Source organism: Litorihabitans aurantiacus (genome assembly GCF_030161595.1).
In the GTDB taxonomy this organism is placed as follows: domain Bacteria; phylum Actinomycetota; class Actinomycetes; order Actinomycetales; family Beutenbergiaceae; genus Litorihabitans; species Litorihabitans aurantiacus.
In genome coordinates this window covers 2,111,173-2,134,501 of the sequence record NZ_BSUM01000001.1, presented here as the reverse complement: position 1 = coordinate 2,134,501, position 23,329 = coordinate 2,111,173, and the positions used below count along the sequence as shown (strand labels likewise).

26 protein-coding genes are annotated in these 23,329 nt (G+C 76.0%); 8 read left to right on the top strand and 18 right to left on the bottom strand.

Annotated elements, in window-relative coordinates; all coding sequences use genetic code 11:
* Positions 1–23: 23 nt before the first annotated feature.
* Positions 24–362 (top strand): RidA family protein, encoded by a 339-nt coding sequence (locus tag QQK22_RS10110; protein WP_348525562.1) that lies wholly within the window; start codon positions 24–26, stop codon positions 360–362.
* 104 nt (positions 363–466) lie between these two features.
* Here QQK22_RS10110 and QQK22_RS10105 read toward each other — a convergent pair whose 3' ends face one another.
* On the bottom strand, positions 467–793 hold the full coding sequence (locus tag QQK22_RS10105) for a MarR family winged helix-turn-helix transcriptional regulator (protein ID WP_348525561.1): 327 nt from the start codon (positions 791–793) through the stop codon (positions 467–469).
* A 12-nt stretch (positions 794–805) separates the two neighbouring features.
* Complete coding sequence (locus tag QQK22_RS18785) at positions 806–1,042, bottom strand: hypothetical protein (RefSeq protein ID WP_348525560.1); 237 nt, start codon at positions 1,040–1,042, stop codon at positions 806–808.
* Between the two features lie 93 nt (positions 1,043–1,135).
* Between QQK22_RS18785 and QQK22_RS10100 the strand changes: the two genes are divergently transcribed.
* Both QQK22_RS10100 and QQK22_RS10095 read left to right on the top strand, forming a co-directional pair.
* Complete coding sequence (locus tag QQK22_RS10100; RefSeq protein ID WP_284250807.1) at positions 1,136–1,492, top strand: SPFH domain-containing protein; 357 nt, start codon at positions 1,136–1,138, stop codon at positions 1,490–1,492.
* A 24-nt stretch (positions 1,493–1,516) separates the two neighbouring features.
* Positions 1,517–2,023, top strand: a complete 507-nt coding sequence (locus tag QQK22_RS10095; protein WP_284250806.1) for a hypothetical protein — start codon at positions 1,517–1,519, stop codon at positions 2,021–2,023.
* Between the two features lie 24 nt (positions 2,024–2,047).
* Here the strand turns inward: QQK22_RS10095 and QQK22_RS10090 are convergent, their stop codons facing one another.
* The 12 genes from QQK22_RS10090 to QQK22_RS10035 all read right to left on the bottom strand — a co-directional run bounded on the left by QQK22_RS10090 (position 2,048) and on the right by QQK22_RS10035 (position 9,805).
* On the bottom strand, positions 2,048–2,953 hold the full coding sequence (locus QQK22_RS10090) for a DNA-formamidopyrimidine glycosylase family protein (RefSeq protein WP_284250805.1): 906 nt from the start codon (positions 2,951–2,953) through the stop codon (positions 2,048–2,050).
* 4 nt (positions 2,954–2,957) lie between these two features.
* The gene (locus QQK22_RS10085; RefSeq protein ID WP_284250804.1) at positions 2,958–3,332 is read right to left on the bottom strand and encodes a hypothetical protein; all 375 of its coding nucleotides are present in this window, start codon (positions 3,330–3,332) and stop codon (positions 2,958–2,960) included.
* A gap of 193 nt (positions 3,333–3,525) precedes the next feature.
* Positions 3,526–4,266, bottom strand: a complete 741-nt coding sequence (locus QQK22_RS10080; protein WP_284250803.1) for a DUF58 domain-containing protein — start codon at positions 4,264–4,266, stop codon at positions 3,526–3,528.
* Complete coding sequence (locus QQK22_RS10075; RefSeq protein ID WP_284250802.1) at positions 4,242–4,880, bottom strand: hypothetical protein; 639 nt, start codon at positions 4,878–4,880, stop codon at positions 4,242–4,244. The genes QQK22_RS10080 and QQK22_RS10075 overlap by 25 nt, the downstream gene beginning before the upstream one ends.
* A gap of 42 nt (positions 4,881–4,922) precedes the next feature.
* Positions 4,923–5,885 (bottom strand): AAA family ATPase, encoded by a 963-nt coding sequence (locus tag QQK22_RS10070; protein WP_284252669.1) that lies wholly within the window; start codon positions 5,883–5,885, stop codon positions 4,923–4,925.
* A gap of 89 nt (positions 5,886–5,974) precedes the next feature.
* Positions 5,975–6,586 (bottom strand): hypothetical protein, encoded by a 612-nt coding sequence (locus tag QQK22_RS10065; RefSeq protein WP_284250801.1) that lies wholly within the window; start codon positions 6,584–6,586, stop codon positions 5,975–5,977.
* Positions 6,583–7,308, bottom strand: coding sequence for a DUF4129 domain-containing protein (locus QQK22_RS10060; RefSeq protein ID WP_284250800.1), 726 nt, complete (start codon positions 7,306–7,308; stop codon positions 6,583–6,585). The genes QQK22_RS10065 and QQK22_RS10060 overlap by 4 nt, the downstream gene beginning before the upstream one ends.
* Positions 7,309–7,341: 33 nt before the next feature.
* Entirely contained in the window at positions 7,342–7,914 is a 573-nt protein-coding gene (locus QQK22_RS10055) for a dihydrofolate reductase (RefSeq protein ID WP_284250799.1), read from the bottom strand.
* A 29-nt stretch (positions 7,915–7,943) separates the two neighbouring features.
* Entirely contained in the window at positions 7,944–8,204 is a 261-nt protein-coding gene (locus QQK22_RS10050; RefSeq protein WP_284250798.1) for an OsmC family protein, read from the bottom strand.
* Positions 8,201–8,365, bottom strand: coding sequence for a hypothetical protein (locus tag QQK22_RS10045; RefSeq protein WP_284250797.1), 165 nt, complete (start codon positions 8,363–8,365; stop codon positions 8,201–8,203). The genes QQK22_RS10050 and QQK22_RS10045 overlap by 4 nt, the downstream gene beginning before the upstream one ends.
* 46 nt (positions 8,366–8,411) lie before the next feature.
* On the bottom strand, positions 8,412–8,936 hold the full coding sequence (locus tag QQK22_RS10040; protein WP_284250796.1) for a GNAT family N-acetyltransferase: 525 nt from the start codon (positions 8,934–8,936) through the stop codon (positions 8,412–8,414).
* Positions 8,937–9,058: 122 nt separating this feature from the next.
* Entirely contained in the window at positions 9,059–9,805 is a 747-nt protein-coding gene (locus QQK22_RS10035; protein ID WP_284250795.1) for a helix-turn-helix domain-containing protein, read from the bottom strand.
* Positions 9,806–9,900: 95 nt separating this feature from the next.
* On the opposite strand from QQK22_RS10035, the gene QQK22_RS10030 reads away from it, so the two are divergent.
* The 4 genes from QQK22_RS10030 (at position 9,901) to QQK22_RS10015 (ending at position 17,843) form a co-directional block, all read left to right on the top strand.
* A complete protein-coding gene (locus QQK22_RS10030; protein WP_284250794.1) occupies positions 9,901–12,825 on the top strand; it encodes a bifunctional proline dehydrogenase/L-glutamate gamma-semialdehyde dehydrogenase in 2,925 nt (974 codons plus the stop codon).
* A 17-nt stretch (positions 12,826–12,842) separates the two neighbouring features.
* Entirely contained in the window at positions 12,843–13,445 is a 603-nt protein-coding gene (locus QQK22_RS10025; RefSeq protein WP_284250793.1) for a hypothetical protein, read from the top strand.
* Positions 13,446–13,726: 281 nt separating this feature from the next.
* On the top strand, positions 13,727–16,090 hold the full coding sequence (locus QQK22_RS10020) for an HNH endonuclease signature motif containing protein (RefSeq protein ID WP_284250792.1): 2,364 nt from the start codon (positions 13,727–13,729) through the stop codon (positions 16,088–16,090).
* Between the two features lie 271 nt (positions 16,091–16,361).
* A complete protein-coding gene (locus QQK22_RS10015; RefSeq protein ID WP_284252667.1) occupies positions 16,362–17,843 on the top strand; it encodes a sensor histidine kinase in 1,482 nt (493 codons plus the stop codon).
* Positions 17,844–17,927: 84 nt separating this feature from the next.
* Here the strand turns inward: QQK22_RS10015 and QQK22_RS10010 are convergent, their stop codons facing one another.
* Positions 17,928–18,176, bottom strand: coding sequence for a WhiB family transcriptional regulator (locus tag QQK22_RS10010; protein ID WP_284250791.1), 249 nt, complete (start codon positions 18,174–18,176; stop codon positions 17,928–17,930).
* 264 nt (positions 18,177–18,440) lie between these two features.
* Between QQK22_RS10010 and QQK22_RS10005 the strand changes: the two genes are divergently transcribed.
* The gene (locus QQK22_RS10005; RefSeq protein WP_284250790.1) at positions 18,441–18,869 is read left to right on the top strand and encodes a hypothetical protein; all 429 of its coding nucleotides are present in this window, start codon (positions 18,441–18,443) and stop codon (positions 18,867–18,869) included.
* Here the strand turns inward: QQK22_RS10005 and QQK22_RS10000 are convergent.
* The 3 genes from QQK22_RS10000 to QQK22_RS09990 form a co-directional block, all read right to left on the bottom strand.
* Positions 18,826–19,335 carry a hypothetical protein gene (locus QQK22_RS10000; RefSeq protein WP_284250789.1) on the bottom strand — a complete coding sequence of 170 codons (510 nt, stop codon included), beginning with the start codon at positions 19,333–19,335 and terminating at the stop codon, positions 18,826–18,828. The two genes, QQK22_RS10005 and QQK22_RS10000, sit on opposite strands and share 44 nt — an antisense overlap.
* A 712-nt stretch (positions 19,336–20,047) precedes the next feature.
* Positions 20,048–22,435: a type VII secretion EssC family protein gene (locus QQK22_RS09995; protein ID WP_284250788.1), complete on the bottom strand. Its 2,388-nt coding sequence runs from the start codon at positions 22,433–22,435 to the stop codon at positions 20,048–20,050.
* A gap of 108 nt (positions 22,436–22,543) precedes the next feature.
* Positions 22,544–23,272, bottom strand: a complete 729-nt coding sequence (locus QQK22_RS09990) for a response regulator (protein ID WP_284250787.1) — start codon at positions 23,270–23,272, stop codon at positions 22,544–22,546.
* Positions 23,273–23,329 lie beyond the last annotated feature (57 nt).

Here is a 23,329-nt window from a genome sequence, read left to right as displayed (position 1 = left end):
CCCCGCCCGACGCTCTCGCAGGGGTGCGCAGCGGGCCGTTCGTCCAGGTGGCCGGCCAGGGGCCCGCCGACCCGGCGACGGGGGAGTACGTCCACCTCGGGGACGTGCGCGCCCAGACCCGGCAGACGCTGGCCAACGTGCACGCCGTGCTGCGCGAGGCGGGTGCCGACCTCGCGGACGTCGTGATGTTCCGGGCCTACCTGTCCACGCGCGACGACTTCGCAGCGTTCGACGAGGCGTACGGGGCCTACCTCGACGAGCACGACGGCGCCTCGGTGCGCCCCGCGCGCACGACGGTCGTGGTGGGGCTCCCGCACCCCGACATGCTGGTGGAGATCGACGCGCTCGCCGTCGTCGGCTGAGGGCCGCTCCCGCTCGGCAGCACCGAGTCCAGCACCGAGACGCCCGAGGGCCCGGACCGCACGGTCCGGGCCCTCGGGCGTCGCTGCGCGGGTGGCGCCCGGTGTCAGCTCGTGGTGGGGTGCTCGGTCCCGGGGTCGTGGGACCCGTGGTCGGTGCGGATGATCTCGGTCAGCGCCCCGAGGAAGTCGGCGATGACCGCGAGACCCTCCGGCGGGTAGGACTCGACGGCGGCGAGCATCTTGGCGTGCATCGCCCCCAGGGTGTCGCGCACCTCCTTGTCCGAGTGCGCGGTGGTCTGCACGGCGACCGACCGGCGGTCGTCGGGATGGGCCACGCGGACGGCGTACCCGTCCCGCACGAGCCGGTCCACGAGGGTGCTGGCCGACGCCGTCGTGATCGACAGGATGGAGGCGAGGTCCTTCTGCCGCACGACGTCGCCCCGCTACTTGGCGCGCAGCAGGAAGCGGAGCGCGATGAGGTCGGTCTCGCCCATCCCCATCGAGTCGCGCGTGCGCGCACGCATGGCTCGCTCGGCCTCGCGGTACCGCCGCAGGAGCGAGAGCACCTCGACGGGCTCGACCTCGTCCGAGGGGTACCAGTAGCCGGAACGGTGACCGTTCTCGTCCGGCGTGCGCGCCGCGGAGGGGCGCCGCGTGGCGTCGGGATCCGTGGTGGACATCCTGCAACTCTCGTGTATGGTCCTAACAGTTAGGACGACGAACCATTCGACGTTCTACCTTAGACGCCGATCCCCACGCATGAGGAGTCCGAGATGACCACCGCACTGCCGATCGACATCGGTTCCGCGCTTCCCGCACCGGCGGACGACGCCATTCTCGCGCATTCCAGCGCGTGGCGTGAACGCGCCGACCGTGCGGTGGCGGCGGAGGCGCAGCGGCTCGACGGCCTCGCGGCCGTCGCCTCGAGCGACGTGGTGGTCTCGGGTACGCCGGACGCGCTCGAGGTGCGGGTGACGTGCACCCTCGCGAGCGAGATCGTCCCCCTGGACGTGATGCGCGAGCTCGAGGCGCTGCCGGACCGCGTCGCCGGGGCGATCGGTCTCCCGCTCGCCGGTCACCACCTCGACCTCGCGATCGACCAGCACGACGACGTCGTCGCTGCCGCCTGACACCGACCCGACAGGAGACGACCGATGCGCACCCAGCCCACCCGTACCCTCCTCGGCCCCACGACGTCGGGCAGTCGCCCCGACCACGCCTCCGTCACGACGGGGGTGTCCCTCGTCGGCCGTCCGGACCCCGCCGACCTCGCCCGGGTGCTGCACCGCCACACCGCCCTCGGCCGCAGGATCGGTCGGCAGCTGGGCATGACCACGACGTGGGCGACCACCCGCTGGGTCGCCGGTCAGGACCGCGGCACGGTTCTCCCGTCCTTCCAGATCGCGGTTCCGGGCGAGCGGCCCGACCGCGCCGTCGGCGAGGTCGTCATACGCACTCTCGGCCGTCACGGATGGGCCGGTCGACTGATCGCGGATCGTGAGACGTTCCGGGTCGACGCCCGGCGACCGGGGGCGGAGCTGCGCCTGACGGCTCACGATCGCCGCATCCACCTTACGGTCCTGGGCGCGCCCCTCGACCTCGGCCACGACGAGGCACGGCTCGTGCTCGCGGGCGTCTACGAGGACGAGATCGCGGCCTGAGTGCGTCGGGGGCTCGGGGGTCCCTCAGCGCAGGAGCCGGGACATCCGGCGGTCGGCCAACGGGGTCCCGCCCGTCTGGCAGGTGGCGCAGTACTGCAGGCTCCGGTCGGCGAACGACACCTCGCGCACGACGTCGCCGCACACCGGGCAGGGTTGCCCGGCGCGGCCGTGCACGGCCATCCCGCGTCGCTTGGCGTCCTTGAGGTCGGCGGCGGGCCGTCCGGCGGCCTGGGCCACCGCGGCGTCGAGCACCTCGGTCACGGCCGCGGCGAGCCGGGCGACGTCGTCGTCTCCCAGCGACCGTGTCAGCGTGAAGGGTGACATCCGGGCCGCGTGCAGGATCTCGTCGCTGTAGGCGTTCCCGATCCCGGCCACCAGGTTCTGGTCGCGCAGCGCGCCCTTGACCTGCTGGTTGCGGCTGCGGAGCGCCGTGCCCAGGGCGTCCGCGCTCATCTCGCGCACCGGGTCGAAGCCGAGGCTCGCGACGGCAGGGATCTCGGCCGGGTCGGCGACCACGTGCACGGCCAGGCGCTTCCTCGTGCCGGCCTCGGTCAGGTCGAACCCGCTGCCGTCGTCGAACCACAGCCGCAGGGCCACGGGACCGGCCGCGCGACCCATCGGGCGACCCTTCGGCGAGGTGGCCGGCGGCATCTCCTCGCGCCAGCGGAGCCACCCCGCCTTGGCGAGGTGGAGGACCAGGTGGATCTCGGCCGCGTCCGGATCGACCTCGCCCCGCGGCCCGAGCCCGATCGCGAGCCACTTCCCGAACCGCTCGACGCCGGCGACCCCGCGGCCGACGGTGTCGTCGAGCGGGGGTGAGAACGTCTTCAGCGCGCCGATCTGGGCGACGTGCGCGGCGACGACGATGCGGGACGCGGTGCGCTCGCGCAGGTAGCTCCCCAGCGCGTCGACCTCGGGCAGCTCCGGCATGGGCTCACTGTGCCACGCCGCGGCGCGGCCGGGGAGGACCGTCGGAGGAGTCGGGGTGGTCGGAGAATCGCAGCAGCGCGACCGCCAGGACGACGACGCCCACGAGCGCGACGACGGCCGGCCAGGGGCGCCCCGAGCCGGTCACCACTACGGAGACCAGCACGGAGACCAGCACGGCCGCCTGGCCCACGGCCTGGGCGAGGAGGAACGCGGGCGCCCGGCGCCGCACCACCGCGAGCGCCACGAGGCCGTGCGCGGGCAGACCCTCGACGAGCGCCGCCGTCGCGACGACCAGGTGCGTGGTGAGGACGGCGGCGCCGAGGGCGAGGGGTGGGGAGGGCCGGCCTGCAGCACCAGCACGACGACTCCCAGGAGCCACACCGGGGGGCCGAGAGTCCGGGGCAGGGCCACGACGGCGACGCCGGCGAGGACCCCGATCACGAGACCCGACGGTTCGACCCCCAGCAGCACGAGCGTGGCGGCCGCCAGGGCGGCGACGAGCACGCGCAGCACCCAGGCCCGGACGGTCCCTCCGGTCTTCAGCGCCACCCGCGGGCGGCGGTCGGGCGCCGTCACGATCGACCACCGCGCGCGAGGACCGCGAGCCGGGTGCGGGCGTGCGCCGCGACGTCGGGCGTCCCGCCGTCGCCGACACCCGCCGGCAGCGGCGGGTGCCAGGGGACCACCGCGACCCCGGCCCGCGCCATCCGTCGCAGTCGTGCCGACCTCTCCGCCAGCACGAGCCGTGCGGCGAGCACCTCGGTGCGGGCGAGCTCGCCCAGCCGCGGGGGAGCGAGGACGTCGAGGGCGAGCACCCGGTGCCCGGCGGCCGCCCAGAGCTGTGCGGCCTCGGCGGCGTCGTCGTCGAGGAACGTCGAGCAGACGGCGACGAGTGCACCGGCGGGCACCTGGGGCGCCCGGAGCAGCCGACCGGGTTCGCCCGCGGGCGCGCTGCGGGCGAGCGCGTGCGTGAGACGCCGCAGCTGGCGGCGGCCGGTGCCCGGGGGCAGGGGGCGCCGTCGCGCTCCGAGGTCGCTGAGCCCGACGCGGTCGCCCTGCTCGAGGTAGGCCCGCGCGAGGGTGGCGGCGGCGACCCTGGCGGTGTCGAGCGAGGTGGGTTCGAGCTCGTCACCGACGCCGGTGCTGCCACCGGCCCAGGTGCGCACGTCCGCGCCGACGTCGTCGCGCGAGTCGACCACGAGGACGACGGCGGCCTCGGCGAGCGCCTGGGTCCGCCGCACGTACAGCTGCGTCCCGGTGCGGGGGTCCGTGGTGCCGCGCCGCGCCGTCACGCGCCAGTCGATGCGCCGCACCCGGTCGCCCGGGAGGAAGGGCGCGACGTCGCGGAGGTCGTCACCCTCGCCCCGCCGACGCGAGCTGTGCGCGCCCGCGAGGCCGACGAGGTGCTGCGGCAGCGGGAGGTCGCCCAGCGTGGAGGCACCCGGCTCGACGAGGACGCGGTCCGGGGACGCGTCCGCGGGACGGTCTCGAGGCCGCCGGTCGTCGCGACCCAGTCGAGCCGGACCAGCTCGAGCGGCCCGGTGCGCGGCGTGACGACCTCGACGCGCGTCGACGTCCCGGCCGCCAGCAGGGCGTGCGTCGGTCGTCGGTGGGGTTGGCTCAGCCGCACCCGCGCGTCGGCGCCGAGCGGCACCCGCAGGCGAGCGCGGTGGTGGCCGGCCGGTGCGTCCTCCTCGCGCACCAGCTCCACGGGAGCGATCGAGCTCGCCCGACGCCGCACCAGACCGGTCGCCGCTGCCACGAGCACGGGTGTCACCAGGGCCACGACGTCGGCCCGGCCCACGACGACGGCGAGCATCGCGACGGCGCCCGCCACCGCCGTCGTCCACGTCCAGGCGGCGGTGGGTGCCAGGGACGTCGCGGCCCGACGATCGCCGCCGTCCGCCCGCCCGGTCGCCCCGCTCACGTCGTCCACGTCACGTCGTCCCGTTCACGTCGTCCGCCCCCGTCAGCGCGAGGCCGCGGCCGCGGGGCTCGGGACCTCGGTCAGCAGCTGCTCCACCACCGCCGCCGGCGAGACCCCACCGGCCCAGGCCTGCGGCGTCAGGGTCAGCCGGTGGGCGAGCGCGGGCACGGCGACCTGCTTGACGTCCTCGGGCGAGACGTAGCCGCGGCCGTCGAGGGCGGCCAGGGCGCGGGCCACCAGCACGAGCGCCTGCGAGCCGCGGGGTGACGCGCCGACCTCCACCTGCCGGTGCTCGCGCGTGGCGGCGACCAGGTCGACCGCGTAGGCGACGACGTCGCGGTCGACGTCGATCGACTCGACCCCCGCCTGCAGCGCGAGCAGGGAGTCCGGGTCCACGACCGTCCGCACCGGTGCCGCCTCCTGCCGCCGCTCGAGCCGGCGCAGCAGCACCTCGGTCTCGGCGTCGGCCTCGAGGTAGCCGACGGCGAGCCGCACCATGAAGCGGTCGAGCTGCGCCTCGGGCAGGGGGTAGGTGCCCTCGTGCTCGACGGGGTTGGAGGTCGCGATGACGTGGAACGGTGTCGGCAGCGGGTAGGAGGTGCCCTCCACCGTGACCTGTCGCTCGGCCATCGCCTCCAGGAGCGCGGACTGGGTCTTGGGAGGGGTGCGGTTGATCTCGTCCGCGAGGAACAGCCCGGTGAAGACCGGACCGGGGCGGAAGTCGAACGCCGTCGTCGCGGGGTCGTACACGAGTGCGCCGGTGATGTCGCTCGGCAGCAGGTCGGGGGTGCACTGCAGCCGCCGGAAGTCGAGGCCGAGGGCCGTGGCGAGGCTGCGGGCGGCCAGGGTCTTGCCGACGCCCGGCACGTCCTCGAGCAGCACGTGCCCGCCGGCGAGGACGGTCGCGAGGGCGGTCCGCAGCGCCTCGGACATGCCCACGACGGCGCGGCCCACCTCCGCGAGGACGGCCGCCCCGGCCTCGGCCACCTCGGCCGGGGTCGGCACGGTGGTCGGTGCTGGGCCGTGCGCGTCGTGCGTCTCGCGCGCGCCGTGCGTCTCGGACCCCTGAGGCGTCTCTGGTCTCTCGGGTGTGGTCACGGTCGTCCTCTCGTGCGCGGGATGCCGTCGGCGGGTCCGGCGGCCCCGTGGGGCGCAGTGGTCTCGGTCGGGGCGGTCGGGGCGGTCGGGGCGGTCGGGGCGTCGCGGGCAGCCGGGGCGGTCGAGGCGTCGAGGGCGTCCAGCGCCTCGAGAGCGCTCAGGGCCGCGTCGAGGTCGGCGGGGGTCACGCGTCCCGCGCGGAGCGGACCGGCCGCCACGCGGCGCAGGACCGCCAGGTGCGGGAGGGCCCCGGGGCGGGCGGTGCCGTGGGGGTCGTCGTCGGCGGCGTCGGCGAGGGCGAGCTGCTCGGTGACGAGCGCGGCGAGACGCACCGTGACCTGGTGCCCGACGCCGTCGTCCCCGGCGCGCACACCCCACGAGAGTCGGTAGGCGTCCGCACGCCGGCCGGACCGCTCGGGCGCCGGCAGCCGGGGGAGCCGTGGCGCGTCCACCGCGGGGAGCACCCGCACGAGAGCCAGCACCCCGACGGCGAGGACCGCCACGAGCGCCGTGTCGGTGGGGTCGAGCCGGGCGAGTCCCAGCGCGATGGCGACGACGACGGCGACGATCGCGACCTCGCCGGCCAGGCGCAGCAGCGAGCGCGTCACGGCCGCCCCTCCCAGGTCTCCTCGATGCGCCCGATCGCGTCGGTCGCCGCGGCGACGTCGTCGCTCGTCGGCTGCGACCGGCCGAACCGGGCGGCGCGGTAGAGCCGGAGGAGCCGCGCGACCGCCTCCGGGTCGGCGGACGTGCGCTCGAGCACCGCGTGCGCGAACTCGGTCGGGGTGTCCGAGGGGACGCGGCCCGCTCCCGCCTCGCCGGCCGCCTCCTCGAGCGAGACCCACGCGGCCACGATCGCGTCGCGGGGCGGGGCACCGACGCCCAGCGCCCGGCGGGCCCGGGTCAGGGCCGGTGCGAGATCGGGGACCGGCTCGTCACCGTGGTCGGCGCCGGTCGTGACACCCGGGGCGTGGTCGGGGATCAGGGAGGGTGCGGACCGCCGGCGGCGGCGCCACAGCCACACCGCGAGGACCACCGCTGCGCCGAGGACGGCCACGACGACCACGACCTCGGCCACGTCGGCGAGCCACGACGGCAGCCCGCCCGAGTCGCGAGGCGGCTCGACCGGCTCGAGCGGTGTCTCCTCCTCCTGCGACGGCGGGGACTCCGTGGGGACGATCGGCGTCTCCGACGGCGTCGGGGTCGTCGAGGCGGAGGGTGGATCGGCGCTCCACGGGCCGCGCAGGCCGGCGCCGGCGGCGGCCGCGAGCAGCACGAGGACGGTCAGGACGACGCCGAGCACGCCCGTCGTCGCGCCGCTGCGGTGCACGCCCGTCCCTCGGCTCCCCCGGTGGCCACGGTCTCACCCACCGCCCGGTCGACGGTGGTGGCGGATCCGCCAGCGGGTGCCCGTGCGGGACGTCCGCCACCCAGCGACGTCGAGCGGGGTCGTCTCGACCCAGCCGGCCGGGTCGACGGGCGGTGCCACCGTCAGGTCACCGGACGGCTCGTCGACCTCGATCTCGCTGACCACGAGGAGGTCGGCGGCGTCGATCGCGAGGGCGTAGACCTCGCCGCCGCCCATCACCCACACCTCGTCGGAGCCGGCGAGCAGGGCGAGGGCCTCCTCGAGGGAGGCGACGGACTCGGCGCCCGGCGCGGACCACGACGCGTCCCGCGTGATCACCACCGAGCGCGAGTGCGGCATCGGCCGCGACGAGGGAGGTATCGAGTCCCAGGTGGCGCGGCCCATCACGACGGGGTGACCGTGGACGGTGGCCCGGAAGTGGGCGACGTCCTCGGGCACGTCCCACGGCAGCTCGCCGTCCGCCGCGATGACCCCGGCCGGGGTCTGGGCCCACACGAGTCCGACGAGGCCGGGGCGAGCCCGAGAAGTCTCGTGCGCGGCGTGCTCGCCGTCGGGTGCCTCGGTCATGCGTCCAGGGTAGGGGCCGGGTCCGACACTCAGCCCTGGGACGTGACGGAGAGGTCGGTCTCCGCGCCGGCCTCGACGGTGCGCCCGACGGTGCACAGCTTCTCGACCGCCTGGGCGACCGCCTTCTCGAGGCGCTCGCGGCGCTCGGGTGCGAGCCCGGAGGCGTCCACGACGAGCTCGAGCGCGAGGTGGGTGTACCGGTTCTGGTCGTCGTCCTTGGTGCGCGTCACGCCCACGGTGATCGCGACGTCGTCGCCCAGCTCCGAGGCCACGCGGGAGTCGGCGCTCATCCCGGTGCAGCCGGCCAGGGCGACGGCGAGGAGCTCACCGGGGAGAAGACGCCGTCCTCACCCTCCGGTCCGATCCGGACGGTCGCGCCGGAGGCGTTGTGGCCGGTGTAGGTGTGCGCGGCGGTGCGCTCGACCCAGAGCGGTGCGGGGGTGTCGGTCATGCCTCATTGTGCACCGGCGCGTGCCCGCGCCGGGCGGCCGCGATCGTCAGAGCACCTGCTCGCTGCGCCGCTCGAGCACGACGAGGTCGCGCCACACCCCGGCCATGGGGCCGTGGGTCATCTTGCCGACGCGCTCGCGCGTCCCCAGCACCCGGAACCCGAGCGAGGAGTGCAGGGCGATGCTCGCGGTGTTCTCCGGGAAGACCGAGGACTGCAGCGTCCAGAAGCCGGCGCGCTCGCTCTCGTGCACGAGGTTGGTCAGGAGCGCGTGCCCGACGCCGTGGCGCCGGTGGTCGGGGTGCACGTAGATCGAGACCTCCAGCACCCCGACGAACACGAGCCGGTCCGAGTGGGGGCGGCACGCGAGCCACCCGACGACCGAGCCGTCGTCGTCGAGCGCGACGGTGCGCAGGATGGGGAGCTTGTCGTGGTCGAACGTCGTCCAGGTGGGCGGGGTGTCGGAGAAGGTGGCGTGCCCTCCGGCGATGCCGGCGGCGTAGATGGCGTGCACCTGCTCCCAGTGCGACGCGTCGAGCGGGGCGAGTCGGACGCCCTCGGTGGTGACTGCCATGATCCGATCGTGCTGGCTCGCGGTGTCGGTCGGGGCACGGCGTCGTTACAGTTTCGTGACGTTTGGTTCTGCTCAGGTCGACCGACCGGTCGGTCGGTTCGCCGTCCGGCTCGTCGTCCGTCTCACGGCGTCCGGCCCCGCCGACGGAACTGCGCCGGGGTCTCACCCGACAGACGCGCGAACTGGCGGGAGAAGGCCGCCTGGTCGTAGAACCCCGTGGCGGTGGCGACGTCGGCGAGCGGACGCGTCGTCGTCGTGAGGAGGTGTGCCGCACGGTCGATGCGGGCCCGCAGCAGCAGCTGGGACGTGCTGAGGCCGGTGATGCGGCGCAGGCGCCGCGACAGCACGGCCGGTGTCGTGCCCGCGGCCGCGGCGAGCTCGGCGCCGGAGGGTGCCGTGGGTGCGTCGAGCAGCTCGAGCACCTGCGCCAGGCGGGGGAACGTCGCGGTGTCGCGCGCGTCGTCGACGTCCTGCGACATCGTGACGACGCCGATGATCGCCACCCCGTCCCGGACCGGGAGCTTGGTCGTCAGGTGCCACCGGGGCCGACCGCCCAGCGATCGGATGAGCTCCAGCTCGTGCCGCAGCTCCTCGCCCGCCAGCACGCGGGCGTCCTGCTCGACGTACCGGTCCGCGAGGTCCGGGACGAAGAGGTCGTGCGCGCGACGCCCGAGGACGGCGCGGCGCGAGGTCTGCCCGGCCCGGCGGACGAAGGCGGCGTTGACCGCGACGTAGCGACCGCCGGCGTCCTTGGCGCAGAACAGCGTGTCGCTGAGCCCGTCGACCAGAGCCAGGAGGGCGGGGCCGAGCGCGGCGGCGTCCAGCGCGGGCGCGCCGGGCTCGGCGTCGGGTTCGGGGGCGTCGGTCATCGCCCACCATTCTGGCCGCGTCCTTGTCCTCTCCGGCACGTGCAGACGCCGCTCGAGGACAAGACGTCGCGGGTGCGCGTCGGGAGACTGGTGCGATGAGGAGCGCCGCCCCGACACACCCGAGCGACCCCACCGACCCGATCGACCCGACCGACACAGCCGCCCTCACGGCCCTGGTCCCCGGGGCGATCGAGCTCGCCCACCGGTGGGCGAGCGCCGGCGAGGGCGCGGGCGACGCCGCGACGGAGCGGCTGGGGCGGCTCCTCGAGGACCGCGCGGGGCTCGACCTCGCGGTCGCGTTCGTCGACAGGGTCGCCCGGCCGGAGGACACCGGCGTGGCCGCCCGCGAGCTGGCCGGTCTGCCGGCGGCCGCGGCGGGCTCCTTCCTGACGGCGGGGGACCGGCTGCTCCTCGGCGTCGGGCAGCGCGTGGCGCGGCTCGCGCCCGGGGTGGTGGTGCCGCTCGCGCGGCGCCGGCTGCGCCAGCTCGTCGGCCACCTCGTCGTCGACGCGAGCGACGCCGCGCTCACGGCGCACCTGGCGCGCTCGCGCGAGCAGGGCTATCGCCTCAACATCAACCTGCTCGGCGAGGCGGTGCTCGGCGAGCGCGAGGCCGCCTCCCGCGTGGCCCGGACGATCGCTCTCGTGCAGCGCGACGACGTCGACTACGTCTCGGTGAAGGTCTCCTCGCTCGTCTCGCAGATCTCGACCTGGGACACGCCGGGCACGGTCGCGCGCGTGATCGAGCGGCTGCGGCCGCTCTACCGCGCGGCGCTCGCCCACGGCGCGTTCGTCAACCTCGACATGGAGGAGTACCGCGACCTCGACCTCACGATCGAGGTGTTCGAGGCGATGCTGGGCGAGCCGGAGTTCGCCGACCTGCACGCCGGGATCGTGCTGCAGGCCTACCTCCCGGACGCGCCGGCCGCGCTCGAGCGGCTCATCGCGTTCGCGACGGCGCGGGTCGCCGCCGGCGGTGCCCCGATCAAGGTGCGGCTCGTCAAGGGCGCCAACCTCGCGATGGAGCGCGTGGAGTCGCAGCTGCACGGCTGGCCCGTCGCGACGCACGACTCGAAGGCCGACACGGATGCGACCTACGTGGCGATGCTCGAGCGTGCGCTGCGGCCCGACGTCGCCCCGGCGCTGCGCCTCGGCGTCGCCGGGCACAACCTGTACCACCTCGCGCTGGCGCACCTGCTGGCCACCTCGCGCGGCGTCGCGGACGCGATGGACGTCGAGATGCTCCAGGGCATGGCGCCCACGGAGGCCCGCGCGGTGCGCGAGACGGTGGGCGGGGTGCTCCTCTACACACCGGTCGTGGCGCGCGCGGACTTCGACGTCGCCGTCTCCTACCTGGTGCGGCGCCTCGAGGAGAACGCGGCGCCCGAGAACTACCTGCACCAGTCGATGGTCGCGGGCGGGCAGGACGAGGCGCGCTCCCGGTTCGAGGCGTCGGTGCACGAGGCGGCCACCGTGTCCCGCGAGCCGCGGCGGCGCGGCGAGCCGCTCGTGCGGCACGGGGACGAGGTGCTCACCTTCGAGAACGCGCCCGACGGCGACCCCGCCGTCGCCGCGGTGCGCGAGCGCGTCCGGGCGGCGCTCGCGGCCGGACGTGTGGAGATGGTCGGCGCGCTGGGTGGCGACGCCGGGGCCGGGATGGGCTCGACTCGTGTCGCCGCCGACGGCTCGCCCGCGGCCGTGCCGCACCTGGGCAGCACGGGTGAGGTCGACGGCGTCGTCGAGCGGGCTCGGTCGCTCGCCCCGACCTGGGCCGCGGCCGGCGCGGACGCGCGGGTGGCGGTGCTCTCCGACGTCGCGAACCGCCTGGAGGCGGCGCGGGAGCAGCTGATCGCCGTGATGGCGCACGAGGCGGGCAAGACGGTCGGCGAGTCCGAACCGGAGGTGAGCGAGGCGATCGACTTCGCGCGCTGGTACGCCGGGAGCGCGGCGGGGCTGGCGGACGTCGGCGGTGAGGAGCTGACGTTCGAGCCGGTCGCGGTGACGCTCGTGACGCCGCCGTGGAACTTTCCCGTGGCGATCGCGGTCGGGGGCGTGCTCGCGGCGCTGGCGGCGGGCTCCGCCGTCGTGATGAAGCCCTCGCCGCTCGCCGCGCGGTGCGGGGTCGCCGTCGCCCGGCACGTGCGCGACGCCCTCGCGGCCGCTGGTCACGACCCCGACCTGGTGCAGGTGGTCCAGGTCGCCGAGGACGAGGTGGGGCGCCACCTCGTGGCGCACGACGGCGTCGACCAGGTGGTCCTCACCGGCTCGCTCGAGACGGCCGAGCTGTTCGCCGGGTGGCGGGCCGGGCGCGACGGCGTCGGCGGACCGCGCGTGTTCGCCGAGACCTCGGGCAAGAACGTGCTGGTCGTGACGCCGAGCGCCGACCTGGACCTCGCCGTCGCCGACGTGGTCCGGTCCGCCTTCGGGCACGCCGGGCAGAAGTGCTCGGCGGCCTCGCTCGTGATCCTCGTGGGTTCGGTGGGGCGCTCGCGGCGCTTCCACGAGCAGCTGCTCGACGCCGTGACGTCGCTGCGCGTCGGCGTCCCGGACGACCTCGGGACCGGGATGGGGCCGGTGGTCGAGCGGCCGGGCGGCAAGCTCCTGCGCGCGCTGACCACGCTCGAGCAGGGGGAGACGTGGGCGGTCCAGCCGCGCGAGGTGGCGCCGCCGGCCGGTCACGAGGAGTGGGAGGGGCGGCTGTGGACGCCGGGCGTGCGCGTGGGCGTGCAGCCGGGGTCGTGGTTCCACCTGACGGAGTGCTTCGGTCCCGTGCTCGGCGTGATGCGGGCGGACACGCTCGAGGAGGCGATCGCGTGGCAGAACGCGGTGCCGTTCGGGCTGACCGGCGGCATCCACTCGCTCGACGCCGGCGAGATCGACCGGTGGCTCGCGGCGGTGGAGGTGGGGAACGCCTACGTCAACCGGCACATCACCGGTGCCGTGGTGCAGCGGCAGCCGTTCGGGGGTGGAAGGGGTCCTCGATGGGGCCGGGTTCCAAGGCCGGGGGGCCGACGTACGTAGCCCAGCTCGGGCGGTGGGTGGATGGCGACGGCGGCGCGGCGCGGGCCGCGCGGGCGTTGCTCGGGGACGCGGAGATCGACCTGTCGGCCGTGGGCGAGGCGGACGACGCGTGGGCCGAGGCCGCGACGGCGGGTCGTGACGACGCGGGGCTGCCCGCCGAGGAGAACCGGCTGCGGTACGTGCCCGTGCCGTCCGTGACGGTGCGCGTGGCGCCGGGGGCGGCGCGGTGGGACGTGCTGCGGGTGCTCAACGGCGCCGTGGGAGCGCTCGGGGTGGCGGACGTGCGGGTGTCGGTGGCGCCGGAGGGTGGGGGCGGTGGTGGCGGTGGCGGCGCGGTGCACGCTGCCGGGGGCGCGCCCGCCGGGTTCCTGCCGTGGGTCGTCGAGAGCGACGCCGCGTTCGCCGACCGCGTGCGCGCCGGCGAGATGGAGCGGGTGCGGTGGATCGGGCCCGTCGGCGGTGGTGGTGCCGGGCGTGAGCTCTGGGAGGCGTCGATCGCGGCGGGGGTCACGGTTCTCGACGCCCCCGTGGTCGCGGCACCCGCCGTCGAGCTCCTCACGCTGATGCGTGAGCAGGCCATCTCGCGGACGCGGCACCGGTTCGGGCACCTGACGGAGTGACGTCGCGGCCGCGGGCGTCGAGACGGCGGTGACCATCGTGGCTGCGGGCTGCGGGCTGCGGGCTGCGGGCTGCGGGCTGCGGGCTGCGGGCTGCGGACGTCCGACTCGGACCCCGAGCGGCAAGGGTCGTACCCGATCTCGTGTGACGTGCGTCGGTCCCGCGACGCTGAACCCGTCGCATGCGCGACGCAAGGACGGCGGGCACGACCTGACACCGATCTGACCGATATCTGACCGTGGAATGCCCTCATCGCTGGTCATCCGCGGGTATTGTGGTACGCATGTTCGACACGGGGGCGTGGCCGGGCGGAGCGGGGATCCTGAGCGATCCGGCCGGCTCCGCCCCGGAGGATGTGCGCGTCCGTCTCGGGCTGGATTCCCCCGAGGCCGGAGGCCCGCCGTCCGCCACGATCGAGCGGCTCCTGCAGCTGTCGGACTTCACCCGACTGGTGCAGCTGTCGCCCGCCGAGCTCGTCGAGCTGGCTGCCACGTTCACCGCCGTCGAGGCGTGGGCCGCGTCGGGGGTGCGAGCGGCTGCGGCGCAGCTGCACGCGTCGGTCGCGCGTCCCGTCCCGTCGCCCGCCCCGGAGGAGGGCGCGAAGGTCGAGAGCGTGCGCGTCGAGGTCGTCGGGGCCGCTTCCGCCGAGCTGGCGATGCGGCTCGGGACGTCCGCCCGCCATGCGGCCAGGCTCGTGGGCGAGGGTCGCCTGTACGAGGGGCTCCTGCACCCGGTGGGCTCGGCGCTCGCGACCGGCGAGGTCGATGCGGGCAAGGCTGCCGTCTTCGCCGAGCTGCTCGTCGATCAGCCGCCGCCCGTCTGCTTCGCGGTGTGCGAGCAGGTCCTGCCACAGGCACCGGGGATGACGCGGCACGCGCTGCGGCGGCGGATCCGCGCCGTGATCATCCAGGTCGACCCGGCGACCGCCGGCGAACGCGCGACCGTCGCGTCGTCGCAGCGGCGTCTCGAACAGGTGCGGCTGCTGCCCGACGGACTGGCGAGCCTGCGTCTGGTGGCCCCGGTGATGGACGTCGCCACCGTCTACACGGCCGCCGAGGCCGCCGCACGCGCGGCGCGCTCGGGCGGGGATCCCCGCACGCTGGACCAGCTCCGGGCGGATGCGCTGACAGCCATGGCTGCGGACGCGCTGGCCGCGGGACGGGTCGACCCGCACCGGGCGCGAGCGGAGGTCATCGATCCGCCCTCGTCCCGTGATCTCGCGGTGGTGGTCGGTCCGGGCGCAAGGGCGTGTGCGAGCCGGGGACGTGGGCCGGATCCGGCCGATGCGATGCCGGAGCCGGTCGGCCGCGAGTCAGAGCTGACAGGTGTGGTGACGGAGCAGGTCGTCCGCGAGTCGGAGCTGACAGGTGTGGTGACGGAGCAGGTCGTCCGCGAGTCGGAGCCGAGAGGTGTGGTGACGGAGCAGGTCGTCCGCGAGTCGGAGCCGAGAGGTGTGGTGACGGAGCCGGTTCGAGCTACGAGCGTGGGGACGGCCGAGCCCGGGTTCGCAGGGCCGGGTGCAGACGCGCTCGCACTGGCACGTGTGGTCTCCGAGGCGCGCGCTCGCGCCGGAGTTCCGTGCTCGGACCAGCCGTCGCGCGAAGGCGAGCGGACGCCGGACATCTTCGACTCGATCGCGACTATCCGAGCCGCGGCCGAGCAGGACGCCTCGGCGCTCGGACTGGTGCGGGCGACGGTGACACGGGTGAGGCGGGCGGTCTCGTCATCGACCGTCCACCGCCACTCTCGAGCGACGCAGGCACCCCCGCCGGTCGCCGCCCATCTCCTCGGTGGGGTCCTCGACCCGCTCGCCGAGCTGCCCGGGGCCGGCGACCATCCGCCGATGCGTCGGTTCGGTGGCGCGACCGCCCGTCTGGTGCTCGCTCTCGACCCCCTCCACCTCCGGTCCGCCGACCCGAAGGTGATCCACGCCGTTGATCCGTGGGTCAGGGAGCTCGACGGCGCGAACCTCATCACCGACGATGGTGACCCCTTCGCCGCCTACGAGGCGCCCGCCGCGTGCAGGATCGGGGTGGACGTGCCCGAGCTCGTCGGGGTCGGCCCCCTCGACCCGGTCACGGCCCGGGCCATCGCCGAGCGGTCGGACGCGTGGGTGCGGGTCAGCACCGCGCTCGCGGACGATGCCCGGCACGGGGACACCGGCGAGAGCCGGGGTTGCGACGAGCGCGAGGGTGAGGGCGAGGCTCGCGACGGGGGCGAACCGCGGAGCGAGAGCGGGGTGGCCGCCGACGGTGGCCCGTCTCTCGAAGGCGCGGGCGTCGCCGACGGGGACCCGCGCTCCGGGGAGGTTCAGCACGGCTACGTGCCGGGGGCACCGCTCGCGCGGCTCGTCCGGGGCCGGCACCCCACGTGCGTCGCGCCGGGGTGCGCCGTTCCGTCGAGCGCGTGCGACCTCGACCACGTCGTCGCGTGGCCCCTCGGCGCCACGACGGCCTCCAACCTGCGGCCCCTCTGCCGCCGGCACCACGTCCTGAAGACGCACGAGGGGCACGACTACGAGCTGACGGCCGAAGGCGCAGCGCGGTGGACGACACCGAACGGCCACGTCTACCTCCGGCCGCCCGGAGGCGAGACCACGCTCGTGCACGGCCCCGGTCTCGAGCGGCTGACGCGCGCCGGCGGCTGAACCGGCTCGTCCGCCGGGAGCGCACAGATGCGGCTGGTGACCCCTCGCCCACCGAGAGCGCCGTCCGCTGCGCCGCGGTGTCGATGGCCGCGCGGCCGGCTCGTCGCCCAGCCGGCTCGCGACCCAGCTGACTCGCCGCGCTCCCTCGCCGTCGTGTCCCGCGGCACAGCGTCGCGGCCCTGCTGCGCCACCCCGGATCGGCCTGGCGGTCGTTCCCCGGCGCCCGTCCGAGCCCCCGCGGCCACGACCTACGCTGGTGGCCGTGTCCACGATGAGCGATCTGATCGCGACCCACGGCTCCCTCAGCGCCTCCGAGGTGGACTGGCTCCACCTGCTGGTGGGGGACTGGCAGGTCATCTCGGACCTCGCCTTCGCCGACCTCGTCCTCTGGCTCCCCGACCGCCACGGGTCGTTCGTCGCCGTCGCGCACTGCCGGCCCTCGACCGGGACGACGGTCCACTACGACGACGTGGTGGGGCGACCCGCACCCGAGGGCCAGGTCCCCTCGCTCGCCGCCGCGCTCGAGCGACGCGAGATCCGTCGCTCGCGCGTCCCGCGATGGACGGGCGCCTACGCCGTGCGCGAGGAGGCGGTGCCGGTCGTCAAGGACGGCCGCGCGATCGCCGTCCTCGGCCGCGAGACCAACCTCGGTGAGGCCCGCACCCCGGGGCGGCTCGAGATCAACTACATCGAGGCGGCCGACGAGATGTGCGGCATGATCTCGCGCGGCGAGTACCCCTCGTCCAACGCCGCGACCGGTCGCCTGCGAGGCGCCCCCCGCGTGGGCGACGGACTCGTCCGCCTCAACTCCGAGGGCGAGGTGCTCTACGGCAGCCCCAACGCGATGTCGTGCTTCCACCGGCTCGGCGTGATCGGTGAGATCGTCGGCCGGGCGCTGGCCCAGCTCATCGCCGACCACGTCGAGGAGTCCGAGACCGTCGACGAGGCGCTCCCGCTGGTTGCGATGGGACGTGCTGCCTGGCGCACCGACATCGAGTCGCGGGGCGTCTGCCTGTCCCTGCGCAGCATCCCGCTGACGGCCGAGGGCGAACGCATCGGCGCCGTCCTGCTGTGCCGCGACGTGTCCGAGCTCCGCCGCCGTGAGCAGGAGCTCATCACGAAGGACGCGACGATCCGCGAGATCCACCACCGCGTGAAGAACAACCTCCAGACGGTGGCGGCGCTGCTGCGGCTCCAGGCACGGCGGACCGAGTCCCCCGACGCCCGCACCGCGCTGGAGGAGGCGATGCGCCGGGTCGGCACCATCGCGACCGTGCACGAGGCCCTGTCCCAGACGATCGACGAGATCGTCGACTTCGACACCGTCTTCGGCCGCACCCTGCGCCTCGCCGTGGACGTCGCGTCCTCCGAGTCCACGGTGCGGATGGCGCGCGAGGGCAGCTTCGGCAAGCTCGCCGCGACCGAGGCGAGCGCCCTCGCCGTCGTGCTGACGGAGCTGGTGAGCAACGCCGTCGAGCACGGGCTGGCGGGCACGGACGGCACGGTCACGGTCGGCGCCGAGCGCGACGGACGCGACCTCACGGTGATCGTGAGTGACGACGGCGTCGGGATCGACCCCGCGGCGAAGCCGTCGGGCACCGGGCTCGGCATGCAGATCGTGCGGACGCTCGTGGCGGGTGAGCTCCGGGGCAGCATCGGCTGGGAGCCGAACCCCGACGGCGGGACCCGGGTCATCCTGCGCGCCAGGCTGGGGTTCGCCCCGCCGTCGGACGGCGAGCGCGACCAGTTCTGAGCGGGCGGCCCCACCCGCGACCACCGACGACGAAGCCCCCGCCGTCAGGGGCGGGGGCTTCGTCGAAGCGGTGCGGGGGAGCGCTCAGCCGGCGCGGCGGGCGCGTGCGGTGCGGCGCTTGAGCGCGCGGCGCTCGTCCTCCGAGAGGCCGCCCCACACGCCCGAGTCCTGGCCGGACTCGAGGGCCCACTTGAGGCACGCGTCCACGACGTCGCAGCGCTGGCACACGGCCTTCGCGTCGTCGATCTGGGCGAGAGCGGGGCCGGTGTTCCCGATCGGGAAGAAGAGCTCCGGGTCCTCCGTGAGGCAGGCAGCCTCGTGACGCCAATCCATCCTGTTTTCTCCTCCGGGCACGACGATGCCCGGTCGAATGTCATGAGGGGGAACGGGCACCTGGTCTGGCTTGTTCTGCCATCCACTGTCACACGGCGGTTCCCGGCGCACAAGGGTTACCGGCAAGTTAATCGCCGGCGTCCCTGAGGTGTGCGTCACAACCATTGTCAACGTTCACAACGTGTCGAGGACGGGTTGGTCGGAGGCTGGTGGCAGCGCCGTGCGGGCCGTTCCGGCACCGTCGTCCCGACCTAGAGTGAGGGGATGAACGACGCTCCCCGGGTTGCTGCCGGACGCCCGCGCCGCCCCTGGACCGTCGTGGTGGCGGCCGCTCTCCTGGCCCTGCAGGGCCTCGCGCTGGTCGTCCTCACCGCCGTCGTCGTCCGTGACTCGGCCGGCGCCGGGGACGTCGCCGCCGGACTGGCGACCGCGGCGTTCACGGTCCTCCTCGCGGCGGCCGCCCTCGCCGTCGCCGTCGGGCTGTGGCGCTGCCGACGCTGGTCCCGGGGGCCGGCCGTGGCGTGGTCCGTCCTGGTCGTGCTCGTCGGGGCCTCGCAGATCCCGGTCAACGCGCCCGCGGCCCTCGCGATCGTCGCGATCGGCGTGCTGGGGACGGCGACGGCCGGTTCGGGCGCGACCCGGGCCGCCGTCACGGATGAGCCACCTGGAGGGCCGACGCCGCCGTCCCGATGACGACGACGGCCCGCCCCGCGCCGCCGGCGGGGTCGCACGCCGGTCGTGCGTGCGCGCAGTGGGGCGGCAGCGCGCCACCGAGGGCGACGACCGTACGAGCCTGGGCGACGGTGGCCAGGACCCCGCGGTAGGCGGTCTGGACGGCGGCGGTCGACGTCGCCACGACCCCGCGGTGCTGCGCGAGGACAGCCACGAGCGCCTCGGCGGTGGCGGCGTCCAGCTGCTCGGCGTCGTCCACGAGCACGAGCGTGCCCGCGGCGAGTCCGGCCAGCGACGCGCTCGACGGCGGAGCCTCGTCGGCGCCCACCCGGAGCACCGGACCCGTGGCCTGGGCCGCGACGGCGGCGAGCACGGTCGAGCGCCCGGACTCCGGCGGCCCGCAGACCAGCCACGGTCGGCCGGGCTCGAGGTCGACGGCGACCGGTGCGGCGTCGTCGCCCCCGACGCCCAGCACGGGGCGGAACACCGGTGGCGGGTCGACGTCCCTCGACGACGGTGAGGACGACGACGACCGCGGCCTGGGTGTCGTCGACGCGACACCCGGGTCGCCGCGACGGGCGCCGACACCCCGTCCCGCGGTTCCGGGAGCCTCGCTCCGCGCACGCTCGAGCGCCCGATGCAGCGACACCGTCGACGGCAGCGGCGCCAGCCGCAGCCCGGGCCGCGCGCGCCCGGGGAGCTCGCGCCCGGGGAGCGCCGCGCCGCCGTCGCTCGCGCGGACGACCTGGGCCTCGAGGGGCTGGGGTCCCCCAGGAGCACCCCGCGACCGGGTTCGGCACCGGGGCGCACCAGGCTGCGCGGCACGCCGGCGAGACCCGCCGCGCCGGGGTCGCGGACCCGCAGTGCCAGGTGGTGCTCGGCGAACGTCGCCCACCGGTGCGGCGACGTCGTTCCGATGACGGTGCGGGCCGCGCCGCCGGAGCGCAGGAGCGCCGTCAGGAGCTCCTGCCCGGATCCGGGGCCCCACGCGCCGTCGAGCGCGTCCAGGACCTGCTCGAGGTCGTCGAGGACGAGAGTCGCGGCGGGGTCCGCGCCACGGGTGAGCAGGCTGAGGAGACGGTGGATCCGTCGCGGATCGCTCATCGGGACGGCGACGCCGTGCGCGCCCCGCGCGCCGGACCCACCCGGCGCGGCGGACCACCCCTCGCGCGAGACGACGTGGCACGCCCCGGGCGACGTCAGCAGCGCGGCCTCCGCGGCCGAGAGCAGCGCGGTGGTCCGCCCGGACCTCGGCTCGCCGCTGACGAGGAGGACTCCGTCCCGCCACGTCCACCACGACTGGCGCTGGTGCTCCGGCTCGTCCAGCAGCAGCAGCGCGGTCGCCGGGTCGCCGGAGGGGCACGACGCGGGAGCGGTCCCGGGGCGAGCACCGCCGTCAGCAGCGTCACCCCCGTCAGCACCGTCACCTCCGTCACCACCCGGCTCGCGCACCACCGTCGTCGGCAGCGCGGGCAACCAGGGCCGGTGCACGCGCAGGAGGTCCCCTCGCCGGGCGCGCCGGAGCCGGTCCGTCGCCGCGACGGCGGTGCCCACGAGGTCCTCGGCCGCCGTCCCGGGCAGCCAGGCGACCTGCACGCGCGAGGTGCCCGCGCCGTCGGCGACGTACGCGCCGCCGGGGGCGGTCGGCAGCGAGGCGGCCTCGGGCGAGCCGAGGACGTCGGTGGAGTCACCCGGCTCCAGGACGCGCAGGCACACGCGCAGGTTGACGTTGGCGCGCAGCTGGGCGTCGACCACCCCGCTCGGTCGCTGCGTCGCGAGCACGAGGTGGACGCCGAGCGAGCGGCCCTGGGTGGCGAGGCGGACGAGGTCGGCGAGCCGGTCGGGGAGTCCTCGACCAGGGCCCGCAGCTCGTCGACGACGACCAGCAGGCGCGCGGGCGGGTCGCGGAGCTCGCCCACGCCGCGCACCCCCTCCGCCGTCACGAGGTGCTCGCGACGGCGCAGCTCGGCCCGGAGCGCGGCCAGCGCGCGATCGCTCGCGGCGCCGTCGAGATCGGTCAGGAGCCCGACCGTGTGCGGGAGCCGTGCCGCGGCGGCGAACGTCGCGCCACCCTTGTAGTCGACCAGGAGCAGGTGCAGCCGGGAGGGCGGGTGCCGCATCGCGAGCGCGAGGACCCACGCCTGCAGCAGCTCCGACTTGCCCGATCCCGTGGTCCCGGCCACCAGCGCGTGCGGCCCCTCGCCCACGAGGTCGACCTCGCGTACCCGGCCGTGCTCGTCCACCCCGAGGGGCGCGGTCAACGACTCGGCCCACGCCGGACCGGAGGCCCACCGGGAGGCGAGCGTTCGCGCCGTCGGGTGCCCGAGCAGCGCGGCTGCCTCCACGGCGGGGGTCGACGGCGTCAGCGCCGCCGCCACCGTGCGGCACCACGCGCGTGCCACCCCGGACCGGCCCGCGGCGTCGTGCAGGATCCAGGGCCCGCGCGGCAGACGCGCGGGGTCGGGGGCGGTCAGGACCGCGCCGTCGTGCGCGCCGACCTCCAGCTGGGTGCGCCACCACGCCGCGGCCGCGTCCGCTCCCGGCCCGGTGAGGGCGACGCCGGAGCCCGGGACCACCGGGCGTCCCACGGAACCGCCACCCGCCGCCCGACCCGCGCGGTCCCCGTCCGTGCCGGCAGGGTCCTGCCGCCAGGCGAGCGACGCGAGCACCGTGCCGCCGTCGATCGCGGCCGTTCCGGGCTCGGGCCCGGCGGCTGCCGCGACCGCCGCCGCCGTCGCCGCGACCCCGGACCCGCTCCAGCGCCGGTCGAGACGCCCGAGCCCGGCGGCGCACACGGCCAGGGCCGCCGGGTCGCGGGGACCGAGGGCCTCGTCGGTGCCGCCCGGCCGGGTCGTCGGCGTGCTCGGGCGCCGGCGCACGAGCCCGACGACGAGCGACACCCCCACGGACAGCGCGACGGCGCCGAGCACGACCCACCGCAGCGCCGGGGACACGCCCCCGGCGGCGAGCGCGACCAGCATCACGACGGCCGGGATCGCGGTCAGCGCCGACACGAGACCGCGGCGCGACGGACGGTCACCCGCTGGCCCGCCGCCGTCCCCGTCCTCCCGTGCGCCGGCGGGCGGTCCGCTCCAGGCCGGCCCCGCCCGCAGCTCCAGCCGCGAGGAGCCGGCGAGCACGACGTCGCCGACCCGCAGGGCCCGCCACCGAGCCGACACCGCACGGCCGTGCCCCTCGGCCGCCGCCACCGCCCCCAGCAGCGAGGTGGGGGTCGCGGCGCCGCGTCGCAGGCGTCGGTCGAGACGCCGGCGGCGTCTCCCCGCGGCACGGGGCCCCCGCGCCGCCCGTACCAGGAGCGTCCCGCCCTCCGACCGCTCGTCGCGGACCTCGACCGCCCCGCTCGCGGTGCGTCGGACCGAGAGGTGGTGCCGGTCCAGGCCGGAGTCGGCCACCTCCAGGTCGCACCCGCGCCGCCCGACGGTGACGGCGCCCGCATCCGTCAGCGGGACCACCCAGCCCGCGTCGGGACCGTGCGTCACGGCGAGGTGGCTGGGCGCGCGCCAGCAGGCGCGCCACGTCTCGAGCACGTCGGCGGTCGTGGGGGACGTCGGGCTCGGACTCGTCACGCGGCCAGCGTGCCGCGGGGTCGTGCCGACAGTGTGGGGCCCAGCCCCGCCTGTGGATGGAAGGGACTCGCAGGCGAGCTGGGGACAGCCCGCACCGCCGTCCGGGCGCTACTGCCCCGGCGTGACGACCCCGGTCTCGTACGCGGTGACGACGATCTGCACCCGGTCGCGCGCGTTCAGCTTCGCCAGGATCCGTCCGACGTGCGTCTTGACCGTCGCCTCGGCCACGAACAGGTCCCCGGCGATCTCCGCGTTCGTCCGCCCCCGGGCGATGAGCTCGAGGACCTCGCGCTCGCGCTCGGTGAGCTGGTCCAGCACGCTGCTGGGCGTGCGCTCGGCCGCGGGCACGGTGGTGGCGACGTGCTCGATGAGCCGACGCGTCGAGGACGGCGCGATCACGGCGTCCCCGGCGTGGACCGTCCGGATGGCCGAGAGCATCTCGTCCGGGAGCGTGTCCTTCAGCAGGAACCCGCTCGCGCCGGCCTTGATCGCCGCGAAGACGTACTCGTCGAGGTCGAACGTCGTGAGGATCACGATGCGCGGCGCGGCGCGGCCGGCGGGTCGCGGCGCGTCCAGCACCTGCTGCGTCGCGGCGATCCCGTCCAGCCCGGGCATCCGCACGTCCATCAGCACGACGTCGACGTCGTAGGACGGCAGCAGCCGCACCGCCTGCGAGCCGTCGCCCGCCTCGAGCACGACCTCCATGTCGGGCTGCGACCCGATCACCATGGCGAAGCCGGCGCGGACCAGCTGCTGGTCGTCGACGAGCGCGACCCGGATCGGGGCGGACTCGGACACCGTCTCGACGGCGGGTGGCGGCGCGGCGGGGGGCTGCACGAGGGGTGGCTCCGTTCGGGGTGATCGGCGGTCGGACGTCGGGTGACGCCGTCGGGA